Raw genomic sequence first — 22,299 nt, forward strand, 5'->3', positions numbered from 1 at the left:
GCAGGGCTCCGGGGGGCAGGTGGTTGATCCGCCACTGTAGCGGATTTGACCACGCCGCGCCTGTGAAAGTGCCTTGCATAGTTGCGCTTTTCTTGGCATCGTAGCCACCCATGAAACCTATGCGCCATCACATGTCCAAAATCCTCGCGTTCAGCCGCTTTTCCGTGCGCGATTTCCTCGCCACCGCCGGCCCCACCTTGCTGCTGGTGGGCGCATTTTGCGCGCTGGCGTACTGGCTGGTCGACCCGGCGCCGCCGCGCCAGGTGAGCTTGTCGACGGGGCAGGACAATAGCGCGTACGAAGAGTTCGGCAAGAAATATGCGGCCACCCTGGCCAAGCACGGCATCAAGGTGACCTTGCAGCCATCGCTGGGCTCGCAGGAAAACCTGCAGCGCTTAAACAGCGGCAAGACCGATATCGCCTTCGTGCAAAGCGGTTCGACGGAACACGCGGATGCCGAGCGCCATGGCCTCATTTCGTTGGGAAGTCTATTTACGGAACCCGTCTGGCTGTTCATGCGCGAAGACAAGGCGGTGACGGAACTGACGCAATTGAAGGGCATGAAGATCAACCTGGGGCCGGAAGGCACGGGCGTGCCCAGCCTGTTCCGGCAGTTGCTGTCCGTGAATGGCGTGGAAGCGAAGGAGCTGACCGTCAGCGACTTGCAGAACACGCCCGCCACGGTGGAGCTGCTGGAAGGGCGCATCGACGGCCTCGTGTTCAGCTCGGCGCCGGAAGCGCCGCTGATCCAGATGCTGCTGCAAACGCCGGGCATCAAGCTGTTTGATTTTTCGCAGGCGGAGGCGTACACGCGGCGCCTGCCCTTCCTCACGCATGTGGTCTTGCCACGTGGCATCGTCGACCTGGGGCAGAACATCCCCCCGCAGGACTATCACCTGATCGCGCCGACGGCCACCCTGGTGGCGCGCGAAGACTTGCATCCGGCCCTGGTCGACCTGTTCGTGCAGGCGGCGGCCCGCATCCACGGGGGCACGGGCTGGTTCCAGCAGCAGGGGCAGTTCCCGTCCGCGCGCTACACGGAAATTCCCGTGGCGCCCGAAGCGCTGAAATTCTACAAGGATGGCGCGCCCGTGCTGCAGCGCTATATGAGTTTCTGGCTGGCCAATTTCTTCGATCGCATGTGGGTGCTGGTGGTGGCCCTGGGCGCCCTGATCCTGCCCCTGTCGCGCGTGGTACCTCCCCTGTACGTGTGGCGCATCCGCTCGCGCGTGTACCGCTGGTACGGCCAGTTGCGCACGGTGGAGCAGGCGCTGGAAGACGTGCCGCAGGACCAGCGTGCGCACGTGTATGCCGAGCAATTAAAACGGCTGGACCAGATCGAGGAAATGGTCAACCAGATCTCGATACCGCTGTCGTTTGCGGATGGCCTGTACGGCTTGCGCAGCCACATCAATTTCGTGCGCAAGCGCATATTGACCCTGATGGGCGAACATCCCGAAGCAGGCGAGCCGGCCTGAGCGCTTAACCCGCTTAAACGAGGGTGATCGACAGCTTGCGGCCCACCAGCGCGGCGGCCCGCCAGATCAAACACTGTTCAGATAGTCAGGCGCCCAGCCACGGCAAGCCCGCCTTGCACCAGCCGCCGATCTGCTTGCGGTGGCCGTCGGCATCCTTGTCGCCCTCGAAGCCTTCGAGGATGTCGAAGCAGTTGATATAGCCGTGCTCGGTTGCCAGCTTGGCCGCATGGCGCGAGCGCACGCCGGAGCGGCACAGGAACAGCAGCACCTCGTCCTTGCCCGCCTGGGCCGCCAGTTGCGCGAGGAAGTCGGGATTCGGCACGCCGCCCGGGTAGGTGGCCCACTGCACCGCGCCATGCTGGGTATCGGCGATGTCGACCCGGCCGACCCAGTCGCGCTCGGCATTCGTGCGCACGTCGATGAGCTTGACGGCGGCATCGCCTTGCAGCAGCGCATATGCTTCCTGCGGCGTCACGGCGCCGGCATACGGCGTACCTTCATTGGCCCGGCTGCGGGCGATGGTCAGGATGTCGGCGGCGGTAATCATGGCGTCCTCGGTGAAAGTGGGCAGGTGTGTACGATTATAGTGCGCCGTCCGCGCCCCGCAAACGGGAATCCATGGTGCACGGCGCACGCACCACAAGGAGGCATTTTTCAGGAATTCGCACAAAATGCACGATAATGGTGCGTTATTCGTTTTTTGCACTTGCTTAGTGCATTCTTGATTGGACGCAAACGCTGCGTGGAAATCGCGGGCAGGAAAACTTTCACTGGGATGGCAGTCATTTTGCTGCCTGCCCCAGGGCGCTCCGGGAGCTGGCATGGAATCTGCTATGATCCTTATGAGTTTTGGTGGCACGCAATGTTTGCTTCGCTTCATCAGCCCAGACGCACTTAGGTCGGCTCACCCCACATTCATTTAGGAGATACGCATGGCAATGACAGCCGCAGAAGTCTTGAAGATGGTAGAAGAAAACGAAGTCAAATTCGTTGATTTCCGCTTTGCCGATACCCGTGGTAAAGAGCAGCACGTGACGGTTCCCGTGTCGCACTTCGATATGGACAAATTCGAGTCGGGCCACGCCTTTGACGGTTCTTCGATCGCTGGCTGGAAAGGCATTGAAGCCTCCGACATGATCTTGCTGCCGGATCCAAACACGGCCAATATCGACCCGTTCATGGAAGAAACGACCCTGTTCATGCAGTGCGACGTGATTGAACCGTCGGACGGCAAGGGCTACGACCGCGACCCGCGCTCGATCGCGAAACGCGCCGAAGCCTACCTGAAATCGTCGGGCATGGGCGACACCGCCTACTTCGGCCCTGAGCCGGAATTCTTCATCTTCGACAGCGTGCGCTGGAAGATCGACATGTCGGGCTGCTTCGTCAAGATCGGTTCGGACGAAGGTTCGTGGTCGACGGGCAAGGACATCGAAGGCGGCAACAGCGGCCACCGTCCTACCGTCAAGGGCGGCTACTTCCCCGTGCCACCAGTGGACAGCTTCCAGGACATGCGTTCGGAAATGTGCCTGATCCTGGAATCCTTGGGCATCCCGGTTGAGGTACATCATCACGAAGTGGCCGGCGCCGGTCAGAATGAAATCGGCACCAAGTTCTCGACCCTGGTCGAGCGCGCCGACTGGACGCAAAACCTGAAATACGTGGTGTGGAACGTGGCGCACAGCTATGGCAAGACCGCCACCTTCATGCCGAAACCTATCGTTGGCGACAACGGTTCGGGCATGCACGTGCATCAATCCGTATGGAAAGATGGCAAAAACCTGTTCGCTGGCGACGGCTATGCCGGCCTGTCCGATTTCGCCCTGTACTACATCGGCGGCATCATCAAGCACGCCAAGGCACTGAACGCGATCACCAACCCGGGCACCAACTCGTACAAGCGTCTGGTACCAGGCTACGAAGCGCCAGTGAAACTGGCGTACTCGGCGAAAAACCGTTCCGCGTCGATCCGTATCCCGCACGTGGCCAATCCAAAAGGCCGCCGCGTGGAAGCGCGCTTCCCGGACCCGCTGGCAAACCCGTACCTGTGCTTCGCCGCACTGCTGATGGCCGGCCTGGACGGCGTTGCCAACAAGATCCATCCGGGCGAAGCTGCCTCGAAAGATCTGTACCATCTGCCGCCGGAAGAAGATGCACTGATCCCTACCGTGTGCGCTTCGCTGGAAGAAGCACTGGACGCCCTGGACAAGGACCGCGAGTTCCTGACCCGCGGCGGCGTGTTCAGCGATTCCATGATCGACGCTTACCTGGAACTGAAAATGCAGGACGTGCAGCGCATGCGCATGACCACGCATCCAGCCGAGTTCGACATGTACTACTCGCTGTAATGGCGCCACGCCGGCAATGTGCCGGTAGTGAATAAAAACGCGGGTGAGGCGATGGTCTCGCCCGCGTTTTTTTATGCCGCGGCCCAATGCGGCGCCAGGGCGGTGTTGTATAGTCGGCCCAGGAACGTTGCGGCATGCGCCGACAGGAGTGAAGATTGAGCAAGCATTACAGAATGGCGCTGATGGCAGGATTGCTGGGCGCGGCAGCACAGGCGCACGGGCAGCTGTATGTGTGCGCCGATGCGCAGGGACACAAGACGTACACGGACAGGAGTGCTGGCAAGCATTGCCAGCTGCTCGACTTACCGGGCGCCATGACGGAGCCGCCGCGCAAGACGGCGCCGCTGGCAGGCGCGCCGGCACGGTCCGCCACGCAGGCGGTGGCCACGGCAGCGCCTGCCGCCGGCGCGTTTCCCAAGGTCGATGGCGCCGAGCAGCGCGCGCGCGACCTGGACCGGCGCCAGATCCTGCAGGACGAATTGCGCAGCGAAGAGCAGAAACTGGCGGCGCAGCGCCTGGAATTTAACGGCGGCCAGCCTGAGCGCCAGGGCAATGAGCGCAACTATGCGAAATACCAGGAAAGAGTGGCGCAGTTGAAGGACAACATTAGCCGGACACAGCAAAACGTCGAGGCCCTGAAACGCGAGATTGCCAATATCCGATGACGAGACCATGACCATAGACCACCATTCCACCCGTCCCGCCCACCTGGCCGGCCTCGATTTACTGGCCTCGGCCGTGATCCTGCTCGATGGCGACGGCCGCATCGGCTATGCCAACGCGGCGGCGGAAAACCTGCTGGAAAGCTCATTGAAGGCCCTGTCGCGGCAAAAGCTGACGGCCCTGTTCCTCAATCCCGAGGAGTTGGCCGGCATTTGCGCGCAGGCGCTCGAGCACAAGTTTTCCGACTTGCGCCAGGACCTGACGCTGGAGCGCCTGGGGCGCGAGCCGCTGCGCGTGCACAGCATCATCAGCGCGCTCGATGCGCCGCGCGACGGCGTGCTGATCGAGCTGCGCGAGAACGTGCAGCAGTTAAAGCTCGACCGCGAGGAGCGCATCCTCGACCAGAGCCAGGTCAACAAGGAGCTGATCCGCAACCTGGCGCATGAAATCAAGAACCCGCTGGGCGGCATCCGCGGCGCGGCCCAGCTGCTGGAGCTGGAATTGCCGGCCCTGCACCTGAGCGAGCTGCGCGAATACACGCAAGTGATCATCAAGGAAGCAGACCGGCTGCAAACCCTGGTTGACCGCCTGCTGGCGCCGCACCGCCGCCCGCACATCGTGGGCGACGTGAATATCCACGAAGTGTGCGAAAGGGTGCGCAGCCTGATCCTGGCCGAGTTTCCCAGCGGCCTGACCATTTCGCGCGATTACGACGCCTCGATCCCCGAGTTTCGCGGTGACAAGGAACAATTGATACAGACCGTGCTCAATATCGCGCACAACGCGGCACAGGCGCTGGCTGAGCGCATCGAGGCGGGCGATGCGGAGCTGATTTTCAAGACGCGCGTGGCGCGCCAGGTGACCCTGGCCAAGGTCCGTTACAACCTGGCATTAGACTTGCATATCATTGACAATGGACCGGGCATCGCACCCCAGATCCGCGACCGGATTTTCTACCCGCTGGTGTCGGGCAGGGAAGGCGGCAGCGGTTTGGGGCTGACCTTGGCGCAAACCTTCGTGCAACAGCACCTGGGCGTGATCGAGTGCGAAAGCCGGCCTGGATACACCGATTTCAGGATCGTTCTCCCCTTGCCATAAGCGAGGAAGTATCCCACCCATGAAATCCATTGCGGGACGCACACACTAATGAAGCCAATCTGGATAGTTGACGACGACGAATCAATCCGCTGGGTGCTGGAAAAAGCCCTGGCGCGGGAAAATCTCGCCACCAAGAGTTTTGCCAATGCGCGCGACGCCATCGCCGCACTGGAATTCGACACGCCGCAAGTGCTCGTGTCCGACATCCGCATGCCGGGCGCGTCCGGCCTGGAACTGTTACAGACGGTCAAGTCGCGCTTTCCCGGCTTGCCTGTCATCATCATCACGGCGTTTTCCGACCTCGATTCGGCCGTCGCGGCCTTCCAGGGCGGCGCCTTCGAATACCTGGCCAAGCCTTTCGATATCGACAAGGCCGTCGAGCTGATCCGCCGCGCGCTGGAAGAAAGCCTGCGCGAGACGAGCGTCGAGTCGGGCCCGTCGGAAACGCCGGAAATCCTCGGCCAGGCACCCGCCATGCAGGAAGTGTTCCGCGCCATCGGCCGCCTGTCGCAATCGAATGTGACGGTGCTGATCACGGGCGAATCCGGTTCCGGCAAGGAACTGGTGGCGCGCGCGCTGCACAAGCACAGTCCGCGCGCGGCGCAGCCGTTCATCGCCCTGAACACGGCGGCGATCCCGAAGGATTTGCTGGAGTCCGAATTGTTCGGCCATGAGCGGGGCGCGTTTACGGGCGCCCAGACGACGCGCCGGGGCCGCTTCGAGCAGGCCGAGAACGGCACCCTGTTCCTCGATGAAATCGGCGACATGCCCTTCGATCTGCAGACGCGGCTGTTGCGCGTGCTGTCCGACGGCCATTTTTATCGCGTCGGCGGCCACCAGCCCATGAAGGCGAACGTGCGCGTCATTACGGCAACGCACCAGAACCTCGAGCAGCGCGTGCGCGACGGCCTGTTCCGCGAAGACTTGTATCACCGCCTGAACGTGATCCGCCTGCGCCTGCCCAGTTTGAGGGAGCGGCGCGAGGATATCCCCATCCTGGTGCGCCACTTCCTGGTGCAAAGCGCGCGCCAGCTGGGCGTGGAAGCCAAGCGCATGAGCGAACCGACGATGCAGTTCCTCAGCAACCTCGATTTGCCCGGCAACGTGCGCCAGCTGGAAAACCTGTGCAACTGGATCACCGTGATGGCGCCGGGCCAGACGGTGGAAATCAAGGACTTGCCGCTGGAATTGACGCAGGGGCAGGGCGATGGCGCCGCTGCCGTTTCCGCTGAAGCTGCGCCGCCGGCCGTGGCCCATCCGCACGGCGGCCAGGTGTTCGAAGCGGCCGCGCCCGCCAACGGCGCGCCGCCCGGCTGGATCGGCTTGCTGGAATTGCAGGCGGCCAGCATGCTGGGCGCGGGGCAGCAGGAAGTCATGGCCGTGCTGGGGCGGCAATTCGAGTCGGCCCTGATCAAGACGGCGCTCAAGCATACGCACGGGCGCAAGAACGACGCTGCCGTGCGCCTAGGCATTGGCCGCAACACCATCACGCGCAAGATCTCCGAGCTGGGCATCGACGGCGCCAAGGACGATTGACGCATGAACGGACGGGGACTCCCCCGTCCGCTTTTCCCCACGGCGTCCCTCGCACGCCACAACACGCACTGCAGGCGATAAGGTAAGCTGGCGCCTGCCGGACTGTTTCGTCCGGTGTTAACTTGAACTGTGGAATAGCATGCTCATAAACTGCGTGGCCTACCAGGATGGCAAAAAACTGGCCGACTTGCCGATCGACGATATCAGCGACTACGTCGAGCGCCCCGATTGTTTCGTCTGGGTGGCCCTGCTCGACGCCACGCCGGATGAGCTGAAACAGATGCAGCACGAGTTTTGCCTGCACGAACTGGCCGTCGAGGACGCTCAGCGGGGCCACCAGCGCCCGAAGATCGAGGAATATGGCGACTCCCTGTTTGCCGTCGTGAAAACCGTGGAAATGGTCGAGAACGAGCTGGTACTGGGCGAAGTCGACATTTTTGTTGGCGCCAATTACGTGCTCTCGTCGCGCAGCAACAGCTCGCAAGGTTTCCTCGGCGTGCGCGCGCGTGCCGAGCGCGAACCGCACCTGCTGCGCCAGGGCTCGGCCTTCGTGCTGTACGCGCTGATGGACGCCGTCGTCGACCGCTATTTTCCCGTGCTCGACGCGCTGGAATCGGAACTGGAACTGATCGAGGACCGCATCTTCGACCGCGGCACCGAGCGCGACAATATCGAACGGCTGTACCAGCTGAAACGCAAGGTTATGGTCCTGCGCCATGTGGTGGCGCCCCTGATGGAAGCCGTGGGCAAGCTGCACGGCGGGCGCGTGCCGCCCCTGTGCCACGATACGCAGGAGTATTTCCGCGACGTGCACGACCACCTGGCGCGCATCAACGGCACGCTCGACACGATACGCGATACCATCAGTACGGCCATCCAGGTGAATCTGTCGATGGTGGCCATCGATGAGAGCGAAGTGAACAAGCAATTGGCGGCCTGGGCGGCCATCTTCGCCGTCTTCACGGCGTTTGCCGGCGTATGGGGCATGAACTTCAAGTTCATGCCGGAGCTGGACTGGCATTATGGCTACCCGGTCGCCGTGGGACTGATGAGTTGTGTCTGCGGTTATATGTATTACTTGTTCAAGCGTTCCGGCTGGCTGTAAAAAATTCCTGTATATCTGTATTATTGAACAATATCCAGGGGTACAATCGCGGCAGGTCCGCTGGGGCGGGTCATGGCTGAGAGTTGCAGCGCCGGCAGGTGTGCCTGCGCTGCCGGTGCCGTGCAGGAGCATTCATGAGTATTCCGTTGTTTGATGTGAATTCGCAAGAACCCCTGTTCGATGCCGAGCAGCGGCGCACCCTGGCGGAGGCGGCCCTGCGCTCGATTACCGCCTCGACGGCGCACGCCCGTGGCGACGACTTCCTGCGCATCCTCGTCAAGGACCTGGCCGAAGCCCTCGATGTGCACTATGTGATCGCCGGGCGCCTGGTGCGCATGGACGATGGCAGCGAAGGCATCCGCACCCTGGCCCTGTGGGGCGGCGACGGCTACCAGCCGAATATCGAATACAGCCTGCAGCACACGCCTTGCCAGGATGTGACCTGCCAAAGCATGTGTTTTCACGGCAGCGACATCCAGCGTCGCTTTCCATTCGATACCCTCCTCGTCGACATGCATGCGGAAAGCTATGTCGGCATGCCGCTGATCGATACCGATGGCAAGACCCTGGGCATCCTGTCGGCCATCGACACGCGTCCCATCGATGAAAACAAGCGCTTGCTGGCGCTGCTGCTGCTGTCGATCTTTTCGGCCCGCGGCGCGGCCGAGCTGCAGCACCAGGAGCGCACGCAGCAGCTCGAAGAGATCGTGCGCGTGCGCACGGAATCGCTGCTGGCGGCGCAAGCCAACCTGATCGAGCAGGAGCAGATGGCGGCCCTCGGTTCGCTGGTGGCGGGCGTCTCGCATGAGGTCAACACGCCCATCGGCGTGGCGCTCACGGCCGCGTCGAGCATGGGCAGCTATGCCGACCAGCTGGTGCAGCTGCTGGGTGGCGCCAAGGTCAGCCGCGCCGAGCTGATCGACCTGGCCGAATCGCTGAAGGGGGCGGCCGCCTTGATCGAGCGCAACCTGGCGCGCGCGGCCGATCTGATCGGCAACTTCAAGCAGCTGGCCGTGGACCAGGTCAGCGAATACGTGGCCGACCTGGCGCTGCACGACTATGTGCACGGCCTGGTCTCGGCGCACAGCCCGGAACTGCGCAAGGCGGCGCTGGGCGTGGAACTCGATATCGCGCCCGATTGCCAGGTGCGCCTGGCGGCCGGCAAGCTGTCGCAGATCCTGTCGAACCTGCTGATGAACAGCGCCCGCCACGGCTATCCGCAGGGCGGGCCAGGGCGCATCACCATACGCGCGCGCATCGAGGCGGACGGCGACGATGTCGCCGCGCGCTGGCTGCTGCTGGAGTTTTCCGACGACGGCATCGGCCTGGCGCCAGCCGTGCGCGAACACATGTTCGAGCCGTTTTTCACCACCAAGCGGGGCCAGGGCGGCTCCGGCCTGGGCATGCACATCGTCTATACGATCGTGCAGCAACTGGGCGGCCAGGTGTGCGCCATCGACAGCACACCCGGCTGCCATATACAGATCAGGCTGCCTCTGGCCAGCTGACCACGCCTGCGTTTGCATCATCTCCGGGTGGCATGCCTACCCGACTTCTATATTTATTGCAATGTTGTATGCGCGCCATACACGTGCTGAGTTCTGTTGACACTCGGATTGGCATTGTGATTCCATGTAATTCCCAAATTAACTTTTAGTTGTGCAGTATCTGTTTTTCCGCGCAGGTAGCGTGGCGCTCCAGCCCGGAGCCCGGGCTTGAAAACTGTGCGGTGCAAAGAGTGCCTTGATGTGAACGACAACAGTGCGGACACCAGATCCGCTGCTTGTATAACGTACAATGAGAAGGGTTCACCATGCTTAAAGAAACCGTCATTTCCCACGCCGTGCGCATCGTCTGCGCCGGTGGCGTGGCAGCGGCGCTGTCCGTCGCGTCACAGTCGGCGATCGCGCAGGATGCGCAAGGGGCCGATGCACAGATACAGCGTGTGGAAGTCACCGGCTCGTCGATCAAGCGCATCGCCGCCGAAGGCGCCTTGCCAGTCACCATCCTGACCGCCGAAGCCATCCGTACCTCGGGCGCCACGTCCGTCACCGACCTGGTCAAGAAACTCTCGTCCGCCCAGGGCGCGACGACGGAAAGTTCCTCGGTCGGGGGCAGCACCTTCGGTTTCTCCGGTATTTCCGTGCATAACGTGGGTGAGACGCGTACGCTCGTCTTGTTGAACGGCAAGCGCCTGGCCCAGTTCGGCGGCCAGACCTTGACGGGCTTTGCCGCCGGTTTCGACTTGAACTCGATCCCGATTTCCGCCATTCAGCGCGTTGAACTGCTGACGGACGGCGCGTCCGCCCTGTACGGCGCCGACGCCATTGCCGGCGTGGTCAACTTCATTACCAAGCACGACACGACGGAAGGCGACGTGAGCATCGGCTACTCGGCGCCCAAAAACGGCGCGCGCGAGAAACGCATCAGCGCCACCAAGGGCTTCGGCAACCTGGAGGACGATGGCTACAACGTGGTGCTGACCTTTGGCCACGACGAGCGCGACAAGCTGGGCTCGGTCGACCGTTCATTTGCCAGCACGGGCAAGGTGCAGTTTTCGGCCAATGGCAAGCGCTATCAGAAACAGCAATTCTCGGCCAGCCCGATTCCCGCCAACGCCACCGACGACCAGGGACAATTGATCAGCCCTTATCAGAAGACCAACGGCTCCTGCCCCGACAAGACCTTCCGCGTGATCGAGCCGTATAACGATGGCAGCGGCCTGGTCGACGATTACTGCGGCTATGATTTTGTAAAGGATCTGGAAATCTATCCGGAACGCAAACGCGACAACTTTATGGCCTCGGGTACCTTCAAGATCGCCGGCCAAGAAGTGTATGCGGACGTGTTGCTGTCGCGCACCAAGCAGACGTCGCGCATCGCGCCCGTGCCGGGCGCCATCGCCGTCGACGCGGGCACGGCGCTGCATAACAAATATTTATTGCCAATTGGCATTACAGGCGACAGTACGGCTTTTTACCGGCTGTTCGACATGGGCCAGCGCACCTCGAAGGATACGGCGGACTTCGCCAGCGTGGTGGTCGGCACGCGCGGCGTGGCCGCCGGCTGGGACTACAATGCGTCGTACAATTTCTCTGAAAGCCGCGTAAAAGGCAGTATTTCCGGTTATCCTGGCGCCATCGCCGTCAATAACCTCACGTCGAGCGGCTTGCTCGATCCTTTCGTCGGCCCGGGCAAGCAATCGACTGCAGCGCAGGAAGCGATCAAGGCGGCCGCCTTCTCCGGCTACTGGGATGGCGGCACGTCGCGCCTGCAAACCATCAATTTGAATGCGTCGACGGAAGTGCGGCGCTTGCCGGGCGGGGCCATGATGCTGGGCGTGGGCGCCAACATCAACCGCGAGGAATTCTCCGCCAAGCCGAGTCCGTTTGCGCAGGGTATCCTGGCCGACCCCGTGAAGGGCACCTTGTGCGGCGGCACGACGGGTCTGGAATGCGACCAGCGTTTCGGCGACGCGGCCAGCAGCCAGCCCTACAGCGCCAGCCGCACGTCGAAAGGCGTGTTTGGCGAACTGATCGCACCCGTGCTGAAAGAACTGGAACTGGGCGCGGCCCTGCGTTTCGACGAATTTTCGGACTTCGGCGGCGCCACGACGGCCAAGGCCAGCTTCAAGTGGACGCCAGCGCCCACCTTGCTGATCCGTGGTTCCGTCGGTAACGGTTTCCACGCACCGACAGTGCCGCAAGTCAACGCCCTGCAGCGCGGCTACGGCGTTACCAGCGACAAGTACACGTGTACGCCGGCCTTGCAAGCCATCGCCACGCGCCTCAATGCCCAATGCCAGCCAGGCAATCGCCAGTATGACCAGCTGGCCGGCGGCAACCGCGACCTGCAGCCGGAGAAATCGAAGCAGGCAACCATCGGCTTCCGTTACGAGCCCATCAGCGCCATCACCCTGGGCGCCGACCTGTGGCATGTGCAGATCCGCGATTCCTTCGGCCAGTTGACGGAACAGCTGGTGTTCGCCAATCCGGCCAACTTCCCGAAATCCTGGGGCGTCAACAAGGACGTGGGCACGGGGACGACTTACCTGGCTTTCCTGGCCGATAACCAGAACTTGGGCAAGTCGTTTGCCACCGGCGTTGACATCGATATCAGCGGCCGCTACCGCTCCGGCATCGGCCTGTTCACGTCGCAGCTGAACGCGACGCGGATGCTGCGCGAGGATGTGCAGCTGGAACGCAACGGCCAATACTATTCGGCGCTGGGCAACTTCGCCGATCTGGGGACGGTAACTTTCCGTACGCGCGGCCAGTGGACGAATACCTTGAAAACGGGCAACTGGGCCAACTCGCTGACGGTCAACTTCCTGTCCGGCTACAAGGACCAGGAAACGACGGTTGACGTGCTCGACGCTTCGGGTGCCGTGACGGGCCAGGAAAAGATCCGCATGGAGGTGGGCTTCTATTCGACGCTTGACTGGCAAACCGTGTGGACGCCAAGCAAGAGCTGGGTCTTCACCGCAGGCGTGCTGAACCTGACCGACAAGAGCCCGCCATTCGTGCCATCGACGTCGGGCGCGAACCGCGGCCAGCAGTTCGGCTATGACGACCGCTACTACGATCCGCGCGGCCGGACGGGCTACCTGAATGCCTCGTACAAGTTTTAAACAGGGCGCGCAGACATGAAAAAACCGGCACTGGGTGCCGGTTTTTTTTGTCCTGCAGCAGGGGAAGGCGGACGTGGCCTAGCGGCGCGCCGCCATCGACAAGGCCACCGCTTCGGCTACCTTGATGCCGTCGACGGCTGCCGACAGGATGCCGCCCGCATAGCCGGCGCCTTCGCCAGCGGGGAACAGGCCCCGCGTGTTCAGGCTTTGCAGGTCGTCGTCGCGGCGCTTGATGCGGATCGGCGACGAGGTGCGCGTTTCCACGCCCGTCAGCACGGCGTCGGCCTTGTAGTAGCCCTTGATCTGCTTGTTGAATGCAGGAAACGCTTCACGCAGGGCCGTGATCGCATACTCGGGCAGCGACGGCGCCAGGTCCGTCAGGTGCACGGCCGGCTTGTACGACGGCACCACGCTGCCGAATTCCGTCGACGCACGGCCCGCCACGAAGTCGCCGACTAATTGCCCTGGGGCATCGTAGTTGCCGCCACCCAAGGCAAACGCGCGCTCTTCCAGTTCGCGCTGCAGGGCGATGCCGGCCAGCGGGTCGCCCGGATAGTCGGCCGGCGTGATGCCGACCACGATGGCGCTGTTGGCGTTGCGCTCGTTGCGCGAGTACTGGCTCATGCCGTTCGTCACCAGGCGGCCCGGTTCGGAGGCGGCTGCCACCACCGTGCCGCCCGGGCACATGCAGAAGCTGTAGACGGAGCGGCCGTTGCTGGCGTGATGCACGAGCTTGTAGTCGGCCGCGCCCAGGATCGGGTGGCCGGCGCTGGGGCCGAAGCGGCAGCTGTCGATCAGCGACTGCGGGTGTTCCACGCGGAAGCCGATCGAGAACGGTTTCGCTTCGATGTACACGCCGCGGCGGTGCAGCATCTCGAAGGTGTCGCGCGCGCTGTGGCCGATGGCCAGCACGACGTGGTTGCTGGCGATGGTTTCGCCATTGTCCAGCACCACGCCGCGCACCTGGCCGCCGTCGGCGCCTGGCACGATGTCGAGATCGACCACTTTGCTGCTGAACCGGTATTCGCCGCCCAGCCGCTCGATATTCGCGCGCATTTCTTCCACCATCTTGACCAGGCGGAAGGTGCCGATGTGGGGCTTGCTCACATACATGATTTCCTCGGGCGCGCCCGCCTTGACGAATTCCGTCAAGACCTTGCGGCCATAGTGCTTGGGATCCTTGATCTGGCTGTACAGCTTGCCGTCCGAAAAGGTGCCGGCGCCGCCTTCGCCGAACTGCACGTTCGACTCCGGGTTCAGCTCGCGCTTGCGCCAGAAGCCGAAGGTGTCGACCGTGCGTTCGCGCACCTGCTTGCCCCGCTCGAGGATCAGGGGGCGCAAGCCCATCTGTGCCAGGATCAGCGCCACGAACAGGCCGCACGGGCCCGTGCCGATGACGATGGGGCGCGGTTCGTTCGTGTGGCCGGCCAGCTGTTCGCCGCCGGCGACGAATTTGTAGTCGGTATCGGGCGCGGGCATCAGGTGGATGTCGTGGCTCAGGCGCGCCAGCACGGCCGCTTCGTTCTTGATCTCGACATGCAGCGAGTAAATCAACACCACGGCGCTGCGCTTGCGCGCGTCATAGCTGCGCTTGAAGACGGTAAAGCCGAGCAAATCGGCGGCAGCGATGCCCAGGCGCGTCAGGATGGCGGCGGGCAGGGCCGCTTCGTCGTGTTCGAGGGGGAGTTTTACTTCGTTGAGTCGCAACATGGTGTGTATTTTTAAAAATTGCCGGGCTCCGTATCTAGCGGAGAGTGTGTTGTGCCCCGTGAGGGCATCAGGGCGCTATTTTACCTCCACATCACGCACCGTATCGTTTGTCCGGACTTTCTTTGGGCGCAATATGACCTCGGGTAGGCATGGTCGTCACCGTGCCGTGGCGCCGGCACGCAGTGGTTTTCCGGCTGTCGCCGCATGCCACATTTTGGTGCAAAACGGTGTGTTGCTGGTGCGCGTGCCGCCCCATGTTGGGGAGTGCAAATCCGGACCTTATTTTTCAGGCGAATTTGTGTTGCTTTTTTGTTGCGGCAACTTGATTTTGTTGACTCCCTGCCATTACGTGTGATTTGATAGTGTTTTGCTTCTTGCCGAAGCAAGCCTGTATTTTTGTTTCGCACTCATTTCGGGAAATGGACAGCGCCGCCTTTTGTCGCTGCTGCTTTTCCAATGGAAGGCGATGTTTTATTTTTATAATATGGCGAGGAATTTCTTTTCATAGATATGTATTTCTGAGGAAAATGTGATTCATCTATTGCGGGGTCTTTCCGTAATATGTTTTTCCTTGCCTCGAAAAAATGATTCTGTCTTTCATGTCATTTATTTCTCCGGCTCTGTATATTCATCTTTTTAGAATAAGCTGTTTCCGCAGTTCTTGATTCCATTGGCGCAAAGCCACTGTCCGCAGGCATTCCCAATAGATGCCCCTTCGTCCGCGAATGTTTTCATTCAGCCTGGACGCGATTTTGTGCGCCTGTTTGTTAACTAAATTGAAGTGTTGCGTCAACAGAACAGTTTTTCTAATTTTATTGACCAGCTCGATTCAATATGTTTCGATGTGTCATTCTGTTTTATTTTGCGTATGCAAAGTGGAGACCGAGAGGATGCCTTGTGTGACGGGATAACAAGGCGATGAGAGTAAAGCGTTCAAAAACGCATAAGTGTGAGTGATGAACTCCTTTACCAAAGCAGTATCACTACGCTCATAAATAATAGGGAATGACATGTTGAGAAAAACTGTAATAGCACGCGCATTAACGATCGCATTCAGCGCATCGGTATTGAGCGCCGCGATTGTTCCAGCGGTAATGGCACAGTCGAATGCTACCGGCAACATCATCGGCAAGATTGCGCCGGATGCCAGCGCGTCGGTGTTGATCGTCGGTGCAGACAATGGCTTCAAACGGACCATTTCACCTGACGCAAATGGCACGTTCCGCATCACCTCCCTGCCAGTTGGCAACTATAAAGTGACGCTGCTGAAAGGCTCCTCCGTCGTCAGCACGCAGGACGTGGAAGTGCGCATCGGCCAGGAAAGCGAAGTCGCCCTGCAGCAGGTGCAAACCGTGAACGTGACGAGCCGCCGCCGCGCGATCGATGTCACCAGTTCCAATTCCGGTTCCTCCTTCAATTCCCGCGAACTGGCTACCCTGCCACTGGCCCCTACCGTTGCCAACATCGTGCAATTGGCTGGCGGCACCACGCGCGCCGACTCGCGCTACGGCAACAACGCCGCCAGCTTCGGCGGCTCCAGCGCGTCGGAAAATGCGGCGTATATCAACGGTTTCCCCGTTACCAACAGCCTGTACCAGGTCGGTTACTCGTCCTTGCCGTTCGGCTCGATTGCTGAAGCGCAAATCATCACCGGCGGCTACGGCGCCGAATTTGGTCGTTCGACGGGCGGCGTGGTCAATATCACCACCAAGAGCGGTACCAATAACTGGGAATTCGGTGCCGGCTTTACCTACGCGCCTGATTCGCTGCGCGGCAAGGCAAAGAACATCATGTTCCCGAACACGGGCGCCAATCCGAAAACGGATGGCACGATCTTCAACTACCGCGAAGGCGACAAGCTGACCGAGAAGGTCTACAACGCCTATGTCAGCGGCCCGCTGATCAAGGACAAGCTGTTCATCTATCTGGGTGGCGAATTTACCAAGATGGACCGCGAAACGGCACGCCTGGGATCGACCAGCACCGTGAATGGCCAGACTGGCTGGCTGGTGCAAAAATCGGACGTGCCACGCTATATCGCCAAGATCGACTGGAATATCACCGACAACAACCGCCTCGAATACACGCATATTTCGGACGAGTCGAATGTTGACGATCAATACTACGGCTTTGACTATGCCACCAAGAAGCGTGGCTATGTACAAAACGGCGGCGCCAAGTTCAAGAACTATTCGGCTGGCGTGCTGTTCCTCAACGCCACCGGCGCCGCACTGGCAGCCGCCCAGGGTTCGAACATCGACATCCTGAAGCTGACCAGCTATGTGACCGACGATCTGACCGTGCAAGCCCTGGTCGGCCAGGCCAAGACCCAGCGCGAGCAAAATCCGTTCGGCTACATCCCGGGCTTGCGTCCTGTCGTCGCTTCCCCGGACAACCAGGTGCCAGGCTTGAATTACCAGCCTAGCCAGGTGCAGGGTTTCAGCTCGGCCCTGTTGCGCGACGGTGCGCAAGACACCAACCGCGGCTATCGCCTGGACCTGGAATACAAACTGGCCAAACAGCACACGATACGCGGCGGTCTTGACCACAACAAGATCAATGCCCTGAACGGTACGGAAGCTGCCGGCGGCGGTACCTGGACTTACCTGAAAACCGATCCGAACACGGTATTGTCCGGCCACAATATCTCCCCGGCAGCGGGCGGCGGTTACGGTACCCAAGGTTACTACGTGCGTGAAAACCTGCAGCGCGGCGGCTCGACCCCGTCCGTCGTGCAATCGGCACAGTACATCGAAGACCGTTATCAAGCCACCGAAAACCTGGTCGTGACCCTGGGCTTGCGCAATGAATCGTTCAAGAACATGAACGGTATCGGCGAAACCTTCGTGGAACAGAAAAACATGCTGGCACCGCGTTTGAATGCGGCCTGGAATGTGTACGGCGACGGTTCGCTGAAAGTCTTCGGTACGGCTGGCCGCTACTTCATGCAGCTGCCTGCGAACATGGCAGTACGTTTCGCCGGCGCCTCGCTGAATACGGACCGCTTCTACACCTATACCGGCGTCAATCCGACCACGGGCGCACCGCTGGGCCTGAACCCGATCAGCAATGTCGTTTCGGCTAACAATGAATTTGGCCAGGAAAAACGCGCCAATGAATTGGCTTCGACCAACCTGAAGGCCCACTTCCAAGACGAGATCAACCTGGGCTTCGAGAAAGTGCTGACGCCTGATTTCAACGGCGGCATCAAGTTCACGTATCGCAAGCTGAAAAACACGATCGATGACTACTCTGATCCACGCGCCATTTCCGCCAAGCTGACGGGCGCTGAAAAAGAGTACTTCGACGACCATGGCTGGAACGGCGCCCTGTTCAATCCAGGCAAGGACAACACCTTCATGATCCCGGTGGGACCAAATGGTGCACAGCGCGCAGTGACGATCACGGCTGCCGATGCGGGCTTCCCGGAGCAAGCCAAGCGTACCTACACGTCGCTGGAATTCATGCTGGAACATCCGATGCGCAATGGCTGGTACGGCAAGATGAACTACACCTGGTCGCGCAGCGAAGGCAATCAGGAAGGTCAGACCAAGTCGGATAACGGCCAGGCCGACGTGGGCTTCAGCTCGAGCTGGGACTTCCCGGAAACGATGCTCAACGGCAGCGGCTTACTGCCGAACAACCGTGCGCATCAGTTGAAAACCTACGGTTACTATGAGTTCACGAGCCAGTTTGGCGTCGGTGGTAACTTGCTGGTGGCGACGGGCCGTCCTATGTCGCGTACCTGCAATATTCCAGCGTCCATGGATCAACAGGGTCTGGGCTTGTCGCAATACGGCTCGATCTTCTTCCTGTGCCCAACCGGTGCAAACGGCCGTGGCGCTCTCGGCACGCTGCCTACGGAAATGCGCCTGGACTTGAACTTCATCTACAAGCCAGAGCAAATCAAGGGCGTCGTGTTGAAAGTTGACGTGCTCAATGCAACCAACCGTCAAGTGGCGCAATCGATCGATGAAGGCTACAACACCAGCGCCGCCGGCACTGCTGTCAGCCCAACCGCTCTGATGGTCAATTCCTACTCGAGCCCACGCTCCGTGCGCTTGTCGGCCCAGTACAGCCACAAGTTCTGATGTGATTCCATCTTCACCGACTGACGGTTGTCAGCCGGTGAAGGCTGGAATGTACAGACGGATATAGCAACAGGCATGGTCAGTCATGCCACTCAATACCCCGCAAGCTGCAAAGCTCGCGGGGTATTTTTTTTGGCGGCACGCCTTGCCCGGCCGGCGTCACGCATGCCTTGCATGCTGTCCCGCAGGACGCTCACGGTGCACAGCGCCGCCAGGCCCGCCGTGTCGTGCGCAGGACGCGGCCCCATGGACAACCGATGGCGCTTTCCGAGCCGCGCATCAGCGCGATCGCTTGCCGCGGCTGGCGACAGCACGCAGCGTGGCGCGCGCGGCAGGCAGCCGATTTAACAATGTGCTGTTCGCGTATTGATATTTGATGGGAAACGTGGCGAGTACAGCATTTCATTTCGATAGTTTCTTCGTTTTCCATTAAAAATATTGTTCCATGAGAATATATTTCTTTATTGACAAGTTTCGTGATGGAGTTTTACCGCGCAAAACGGTGCCTGGAACAAGCGGTTTTCTGTGCGTTTTCATTGGGGAAATGAGGGTGGCGCCAGGCTGGAAAACGGTCGGCATGACGGTGCTGAGACTCGCCCGTTTTGTTGCTTTGTAGCATGATAAATCGCTGAAAAAACGGTAACGTTGCTCAGTTTTAATGTTAAAAAACAACAAAAAAAGAGTATTTGACAGTTTTTTCTGCAATCCCTTAAGGATTCGACCATGTTAATTGACAATATTTTTCCTGTTACAGATACTTACTTGTGTCAAAAAATTTGATACAAAAAAGTGCCACATGAGCCACTGTGATCCAGTTGCCTGGTTTTCATTAAAAATTACAAGTTGAGATTGCTAGAACATGATGCTGAGTAAACCAAAATTAAGCCCTATCAGTAAGGCGGTGTTTTTTGCTTTGAGCGCCATTGCTGCCTCCGCCCACGCACAAAACACAGCAGGTACCGCGGAGCCGGTGATGCAACGTGTTGAAGTGACTGGTTCGAACATCAAGCGCATGGATACCGAGACTGCCTCGCCCGTGACCGTCTTGCGCCGTGATGAAATCAAGGCGACGGGTGCCAATACCGTGCGTCAGATTCTCGATACGCTGACCTCGTTCGATACGGGCGCGATCAAGGATGATGGCAACTCCAGCAGCTTTGCACGCGGTGCGTCCGGCGCATCGATGCGTGGCCTGGGCACCGGCGCTACCCTGGTGCTGGTCAATGGCCGCCGCGTTTCCAATTATCCGTTCGCCGATGGCGCGAAAGATACCTTCGTCAACCTCGATTCCATTCCGGCCGACGTGATCGACCGCGTCGAGGTGCTCAAGGACGGCGCCTCCGCGATCTACGGTTCCGATGCGCTGGCTGGCGTGATCAACATCATCACCCGCAAGAGCTTCCAGGGCGTCAGCACGAGCGCCAACTATCAGCAAGGCATTGAGCCGAACATCGGCAAGCAAACGACGGTAGGCGTGCTGGCTGGTTATGGCGATCTGGAAAAAGACCGCTACAACGTTTTCTTCAACATCGAAGGCTACAAGCGCGAAGGCTACAAACTCAGCAAAGTGCTGCGCGAGTACCCTGAGTGGCACAAAAAATATGTTTCCACCGCCTTCGGCGACCCTAGCCTGACCTCGTTCCCGGGCAACCTGAACGAAAGCGGCCGCAAGGTACGTCAGGCAGTCAAGGGCTGTACCACTTTCAACGCTTCCGGCCTGTGCGTCAGCGATTTGAACGGCATTAACCCGTCGTCGGATGGCGCCGAACGCGTCAATCTGTACAGCGCATTGCACTTCAAGCTCAGCGACACCACGCGCGGTTTCGCCGAAGTGTCGTATTCGGATACCCGCACCGATTACTCGCCACTGCCATTCGGCATGGCTGCTGGTTCGCCATGGAGCTGGTTCGACGGCAACAAGAAGCAATCGCAAACCGTGCAGAAACCTAAATTGCCGGCAAACTCGCCTTACAACCCGTATAACTTCCCCGTTGGCCTGGACTATCGCTTCATGGATTCCAACCTGGACTGGAAATCGCCAGCAAAAGCGACGCAGTACCGCGTCATGGCTGGCCTGGAAGGCACGATCGGCACCTATGACTGGGAAGCCACCATTGGCCGTACCGGCGGCGAGGGTACCCAGCGCAGCCGTGGCGCGCACCGTGACCGCCTGCCTGCCGCTATCGTCAGCGGCGAATACAAGTTGGGTGGCGGCAATAGCGATGCATTGCTGAACAGCATGTTCCCACTCGCCGGTACCGATGCCGACTTGTCGACCAACTTCATCGACGCCAAGCTGACCGGTGAACTGATGAGCTTGCCAGGCGGCCCATTGGCATTTGCTTTCGGCACCGAATTGCGTCAAGAAAAGATGTACATCCGCTCCGTCGACGCGGTGATGAATGCCGAGATCATCAATACGGGTTCCCTGTGGATCGATGGTCAGCGCAACCTGAGCGCGGCGTTCCTGGAGTTGAACGCGCCCGTGCTGAAAAGCCTGGAATTGAACGGCGCATTGCGCATGGACAAGGCGCCAGGTTTCTCGGCCCACGTGTCGCCTAAATTGGCTGCGCGCTGGACGGTAACGCCGAAGCTGATGTTGCGCGGTACGATCGCTGGTGGATTCCGCGCGCCAAATATCCCGGAAACACTGGGTAAAGTGGGCGTGACCGGTTTCTACAACAGCATACTTGATCCAAAACGTTGCAATACCGCCACCGCGATCCGCGATATCCTGAAAAAAGGTAATGCGAACGACGTTTCCGATTCGGCCACCGCCTACAACTCGGGTTGCCTGACATCGGTTCCGGCCATGATTTCGTCGAGCTCGACCTTGAAACCGGAAACCTCGCGCAGCCTGACGCTGGGCTTCGTGGCAGAACCGATCAAGAACGTCAGCATCGCTGTCGACTACTTCAAGATCGAGCGCCGTGACGAGATCAGCACCCGCGACGTACCGTATGTGCTGGCCCGTGAAGATGTGCCTGGCTATGCTGAAAAATTGGCGCGTAATCCGATCAGCGATACCGACCGTCGTCTGGCCGCACGTGCCAACGAACTGTCGCCAGGCGCGAATGTCGCCTGGGGTGCCGGTAGCATTCAATCGCTGTTCCTGGGCTATGAAAACTTCGGCAAGACCGATACCCAAGGCGTGGACATCGACGTGAACGGCCGTTTCTCGGCTGGTGAATATGGCACGGTGACGATGGGTCTGGCGACGACTGTCGGCCTGAAGCTGCGTTACTGGGACATCGATGCCAACCAATACCGTCCAAACACCATCGGCTTGCGTGGCAACCCGCGTGTCGTGTCGGTATTCAGCACGGCATGGCGTAACGGTCCGGTCACGGCTGGCGTACGCGTCAACTACAAGTCCGGAACGACATTGAACAACGACGAGACGGATGAGGCACGCTGGGGCGATGCTGGTTGCCGCGCTGCGTTGAAAACCGATGACCTGCCATGCCGTTTGGGCAGCGACGTGCGTACCGATCTGAACTTTGCATACACGGGCTTCAAAAACCTGCGTTTGCTGGCGAATATCAACAACGTCTTCGATCAAGCGCGTCCAATCAACGTGCGTGACGGCTATGTGCTGCGTCCGCGTACCCTGAAACTGGGTGCCGAGTACACGTTCTAA

At 60.2% G+C, this 22,299-nt stretch carries 13 protein-coding genes; 10 read left to right on the top strand and 3 right to left on the bottom strand.

Going from position 1 to position 22,299, the window contains the following annotated elements; all coding sequences use genetic code 11:
* Positions 1–131 precede the first annotated feature (131 nt).
* Positions 132–1,478 (top strand): TAXI family TRAP transporter solute-binding subunit, encoded by a 1,347-nt coding sequence (locus VPH41_RS23865; RefSeq protein WP_152281616.1) that lies wholly within the window; start codon positions 132–134, stop codon positions 1,476–1,478.
* Between the two features lie 85 nt (positions 1,479–1,563).
* On the opposite strand, the gene VPH41_RS23870 is transcribed toward VPH41_RS23865, so the two are convergent.
* A complete protein-coding gene (locus VPH41_RS23870; RefSeq protein WP_328571731.1) occupies positions 1,564–2,025 on the bottom strand; it encodes a rhodanese-like domain-containing protein in 462 nt (153 codons plus the stop codon).
* A gap of 385 nt (positions 2,026–2,410) precedes the next feature.
* Between VPH41_RS23870 and glnA the strand changes: the two genes are divergently transcribed.
* The 7 genes from glnA (at position 2,411) to VPH41_RS23905 (ending at position 12,858) form a co-directional block, all read left to right on the top strand.
* Entirely contained in the window at positions 2,411–3,826 is a 1,416-nt protein-coding gene (gene glnA / locus VPH41_RS23875; RefSeq protein ID WP_029496182.1) for a type I glutamate--ammonia ligase, read from the top strand.
* Between the two features lie 182 nt (positions 3,827–4,008).
* Entirely contained in the window at positions 4,009–4,491 is a 483-nt protein-coding gene (locus VPH41_RS23880; RefSeq protein WP_152281710.1) for a DUF4124 domain-containing protein, read from the top strand.
* Positions 4,492–4,498: 7 nt separating this feature from the next.
* The gene (gene glnL, locus VPH41_RS23885; protein WP_287774009.1) at positions 4,499–5,587 is read left to right on the top strand and encodes a nitrogen regulation protein NR(II); all 1,089 of its coding nucleotides are present in this window, start codon (positions 4,499–4,501) and stop codon (positions 5,585–5,587) included.
* A 48-nt stretch (positions 5,588–5,635) separates the two neighbouring features.
* A complete protein-coding gene (gene ntrC / locus VPH41_RS23890; protein ID WP_328571732.1) occupies positions 5,636–7,123 on the top strand; it encodes a nitrogen regulation protein NR(I) in 1,488 nt (495 codons plus the stop codon).
* Between the two features lie 139 nt (positions 7,124–7,262).
* Positions 7,263–8,228 (top strand): magnesium/cobalt transporter CorA, encoded by a 966-nt coding sequence (gene corA, locus VPH41_RS23895; protein ID WP_131374183.1) that lies wholly within the window; start codon positions 7,263–7,265, stop codon positions 8,226–8,228.
* 134 nt (positions 8,229–8,362) lie between these two features.
* A complete protein-coding gene (locus tag VPH41_RS23900; RefSeq protein WP_328571733.1) occupies positions 8,363–9,736 on the top strand; it encodes a GAF domain-containing sensor histidine kinase in 1,374 nt (457 codons plus the stop codon).
* Between the two features lie 305 nt (positions 9,737–10,041).
* A complete protein-coding gene (locus VPH41_RS23905; protein ID WP_328571734.1) occupies positions 10,042–12,858 on the top strand; it encodes a TonB-dependent receptor plug domain-containing protein in 2,817 nt (938 codons plus the stop codon).
* A 78-nt stretch (positions 12,859–12,936) separates the two neighbouring features.
* On the opposite strand, the gene VPH41_RS23910 is transcribed toward VPH41_RS23905, so the two are convergent.
* Together VPH41_RS23910 and VPH41_RS23915 are read right to left on the bottom strand one after the other, a co-directional pair.
* Complete coding sequence (locus VPH41_RS23910) at positions 12,937–14,568, bottom strand: NAD(P)/FAD-dependent oxidoreductase (RefSeq protein ID WP_328571735.1); 1,632 nt, start codon at positions 14,566–14,568, stop codon at positions 12,937–12,939.
* 847 nt (positions 14,569–15,415) lie between these two features.
* A complete protein-coding gene (locus tag VPH41_RS23915; RefSeq protein WP_328571926.1) occupies positions 15,416–15,796 on the bottom strand; it encodes a hypothetical protein in 381 nt (126 codons plus the stop codon).
* On the opposite strand from VPH41_RS23915, the gene VPH41_RS23920 reads away from it, so the two are divergent.
* Both VPH41_RS23920 and VPH41_RS23925 read left to right on the top strand, forming a co-directional pair.
* Positions 15,726–18,659, top strand: coding sequence for a TonB-dependent receptor (locus VPH41_RS23920; protein WP_328571921.1), 2,934 nt, complete (start codon positions 15,726–15,728; stop codon positions 18,657–18,659). The genes VPH41_RS23915 and VPH41_RS23920 overlap by 71 nt on opposite strands.
* A gap of 859 nt (positions 18,660–19,518) precedes the next feature.
* Positions 19,519–22,299: a TonB-dependent receptor plug domain-containing protein gene (locus tag VPH41_RS23925; RefSeq protein ID WP_152281607.1), complete on the top strand. Its 2,781-nt coding sequence runs from the start codon at positions 19,519–19,521 to the stop codon at positions 22,297–22,299.

The organism is Janthinobacterium sp. P210006, assembly GCF_036231885.1.
Lineage (GTDB): Bacteria > Pseudomonadota > Gammaproteobacteria > Burkholderiales > Burkholderiaceae_D > Janthinobacterium > Janthinobacterium violaceinigrum.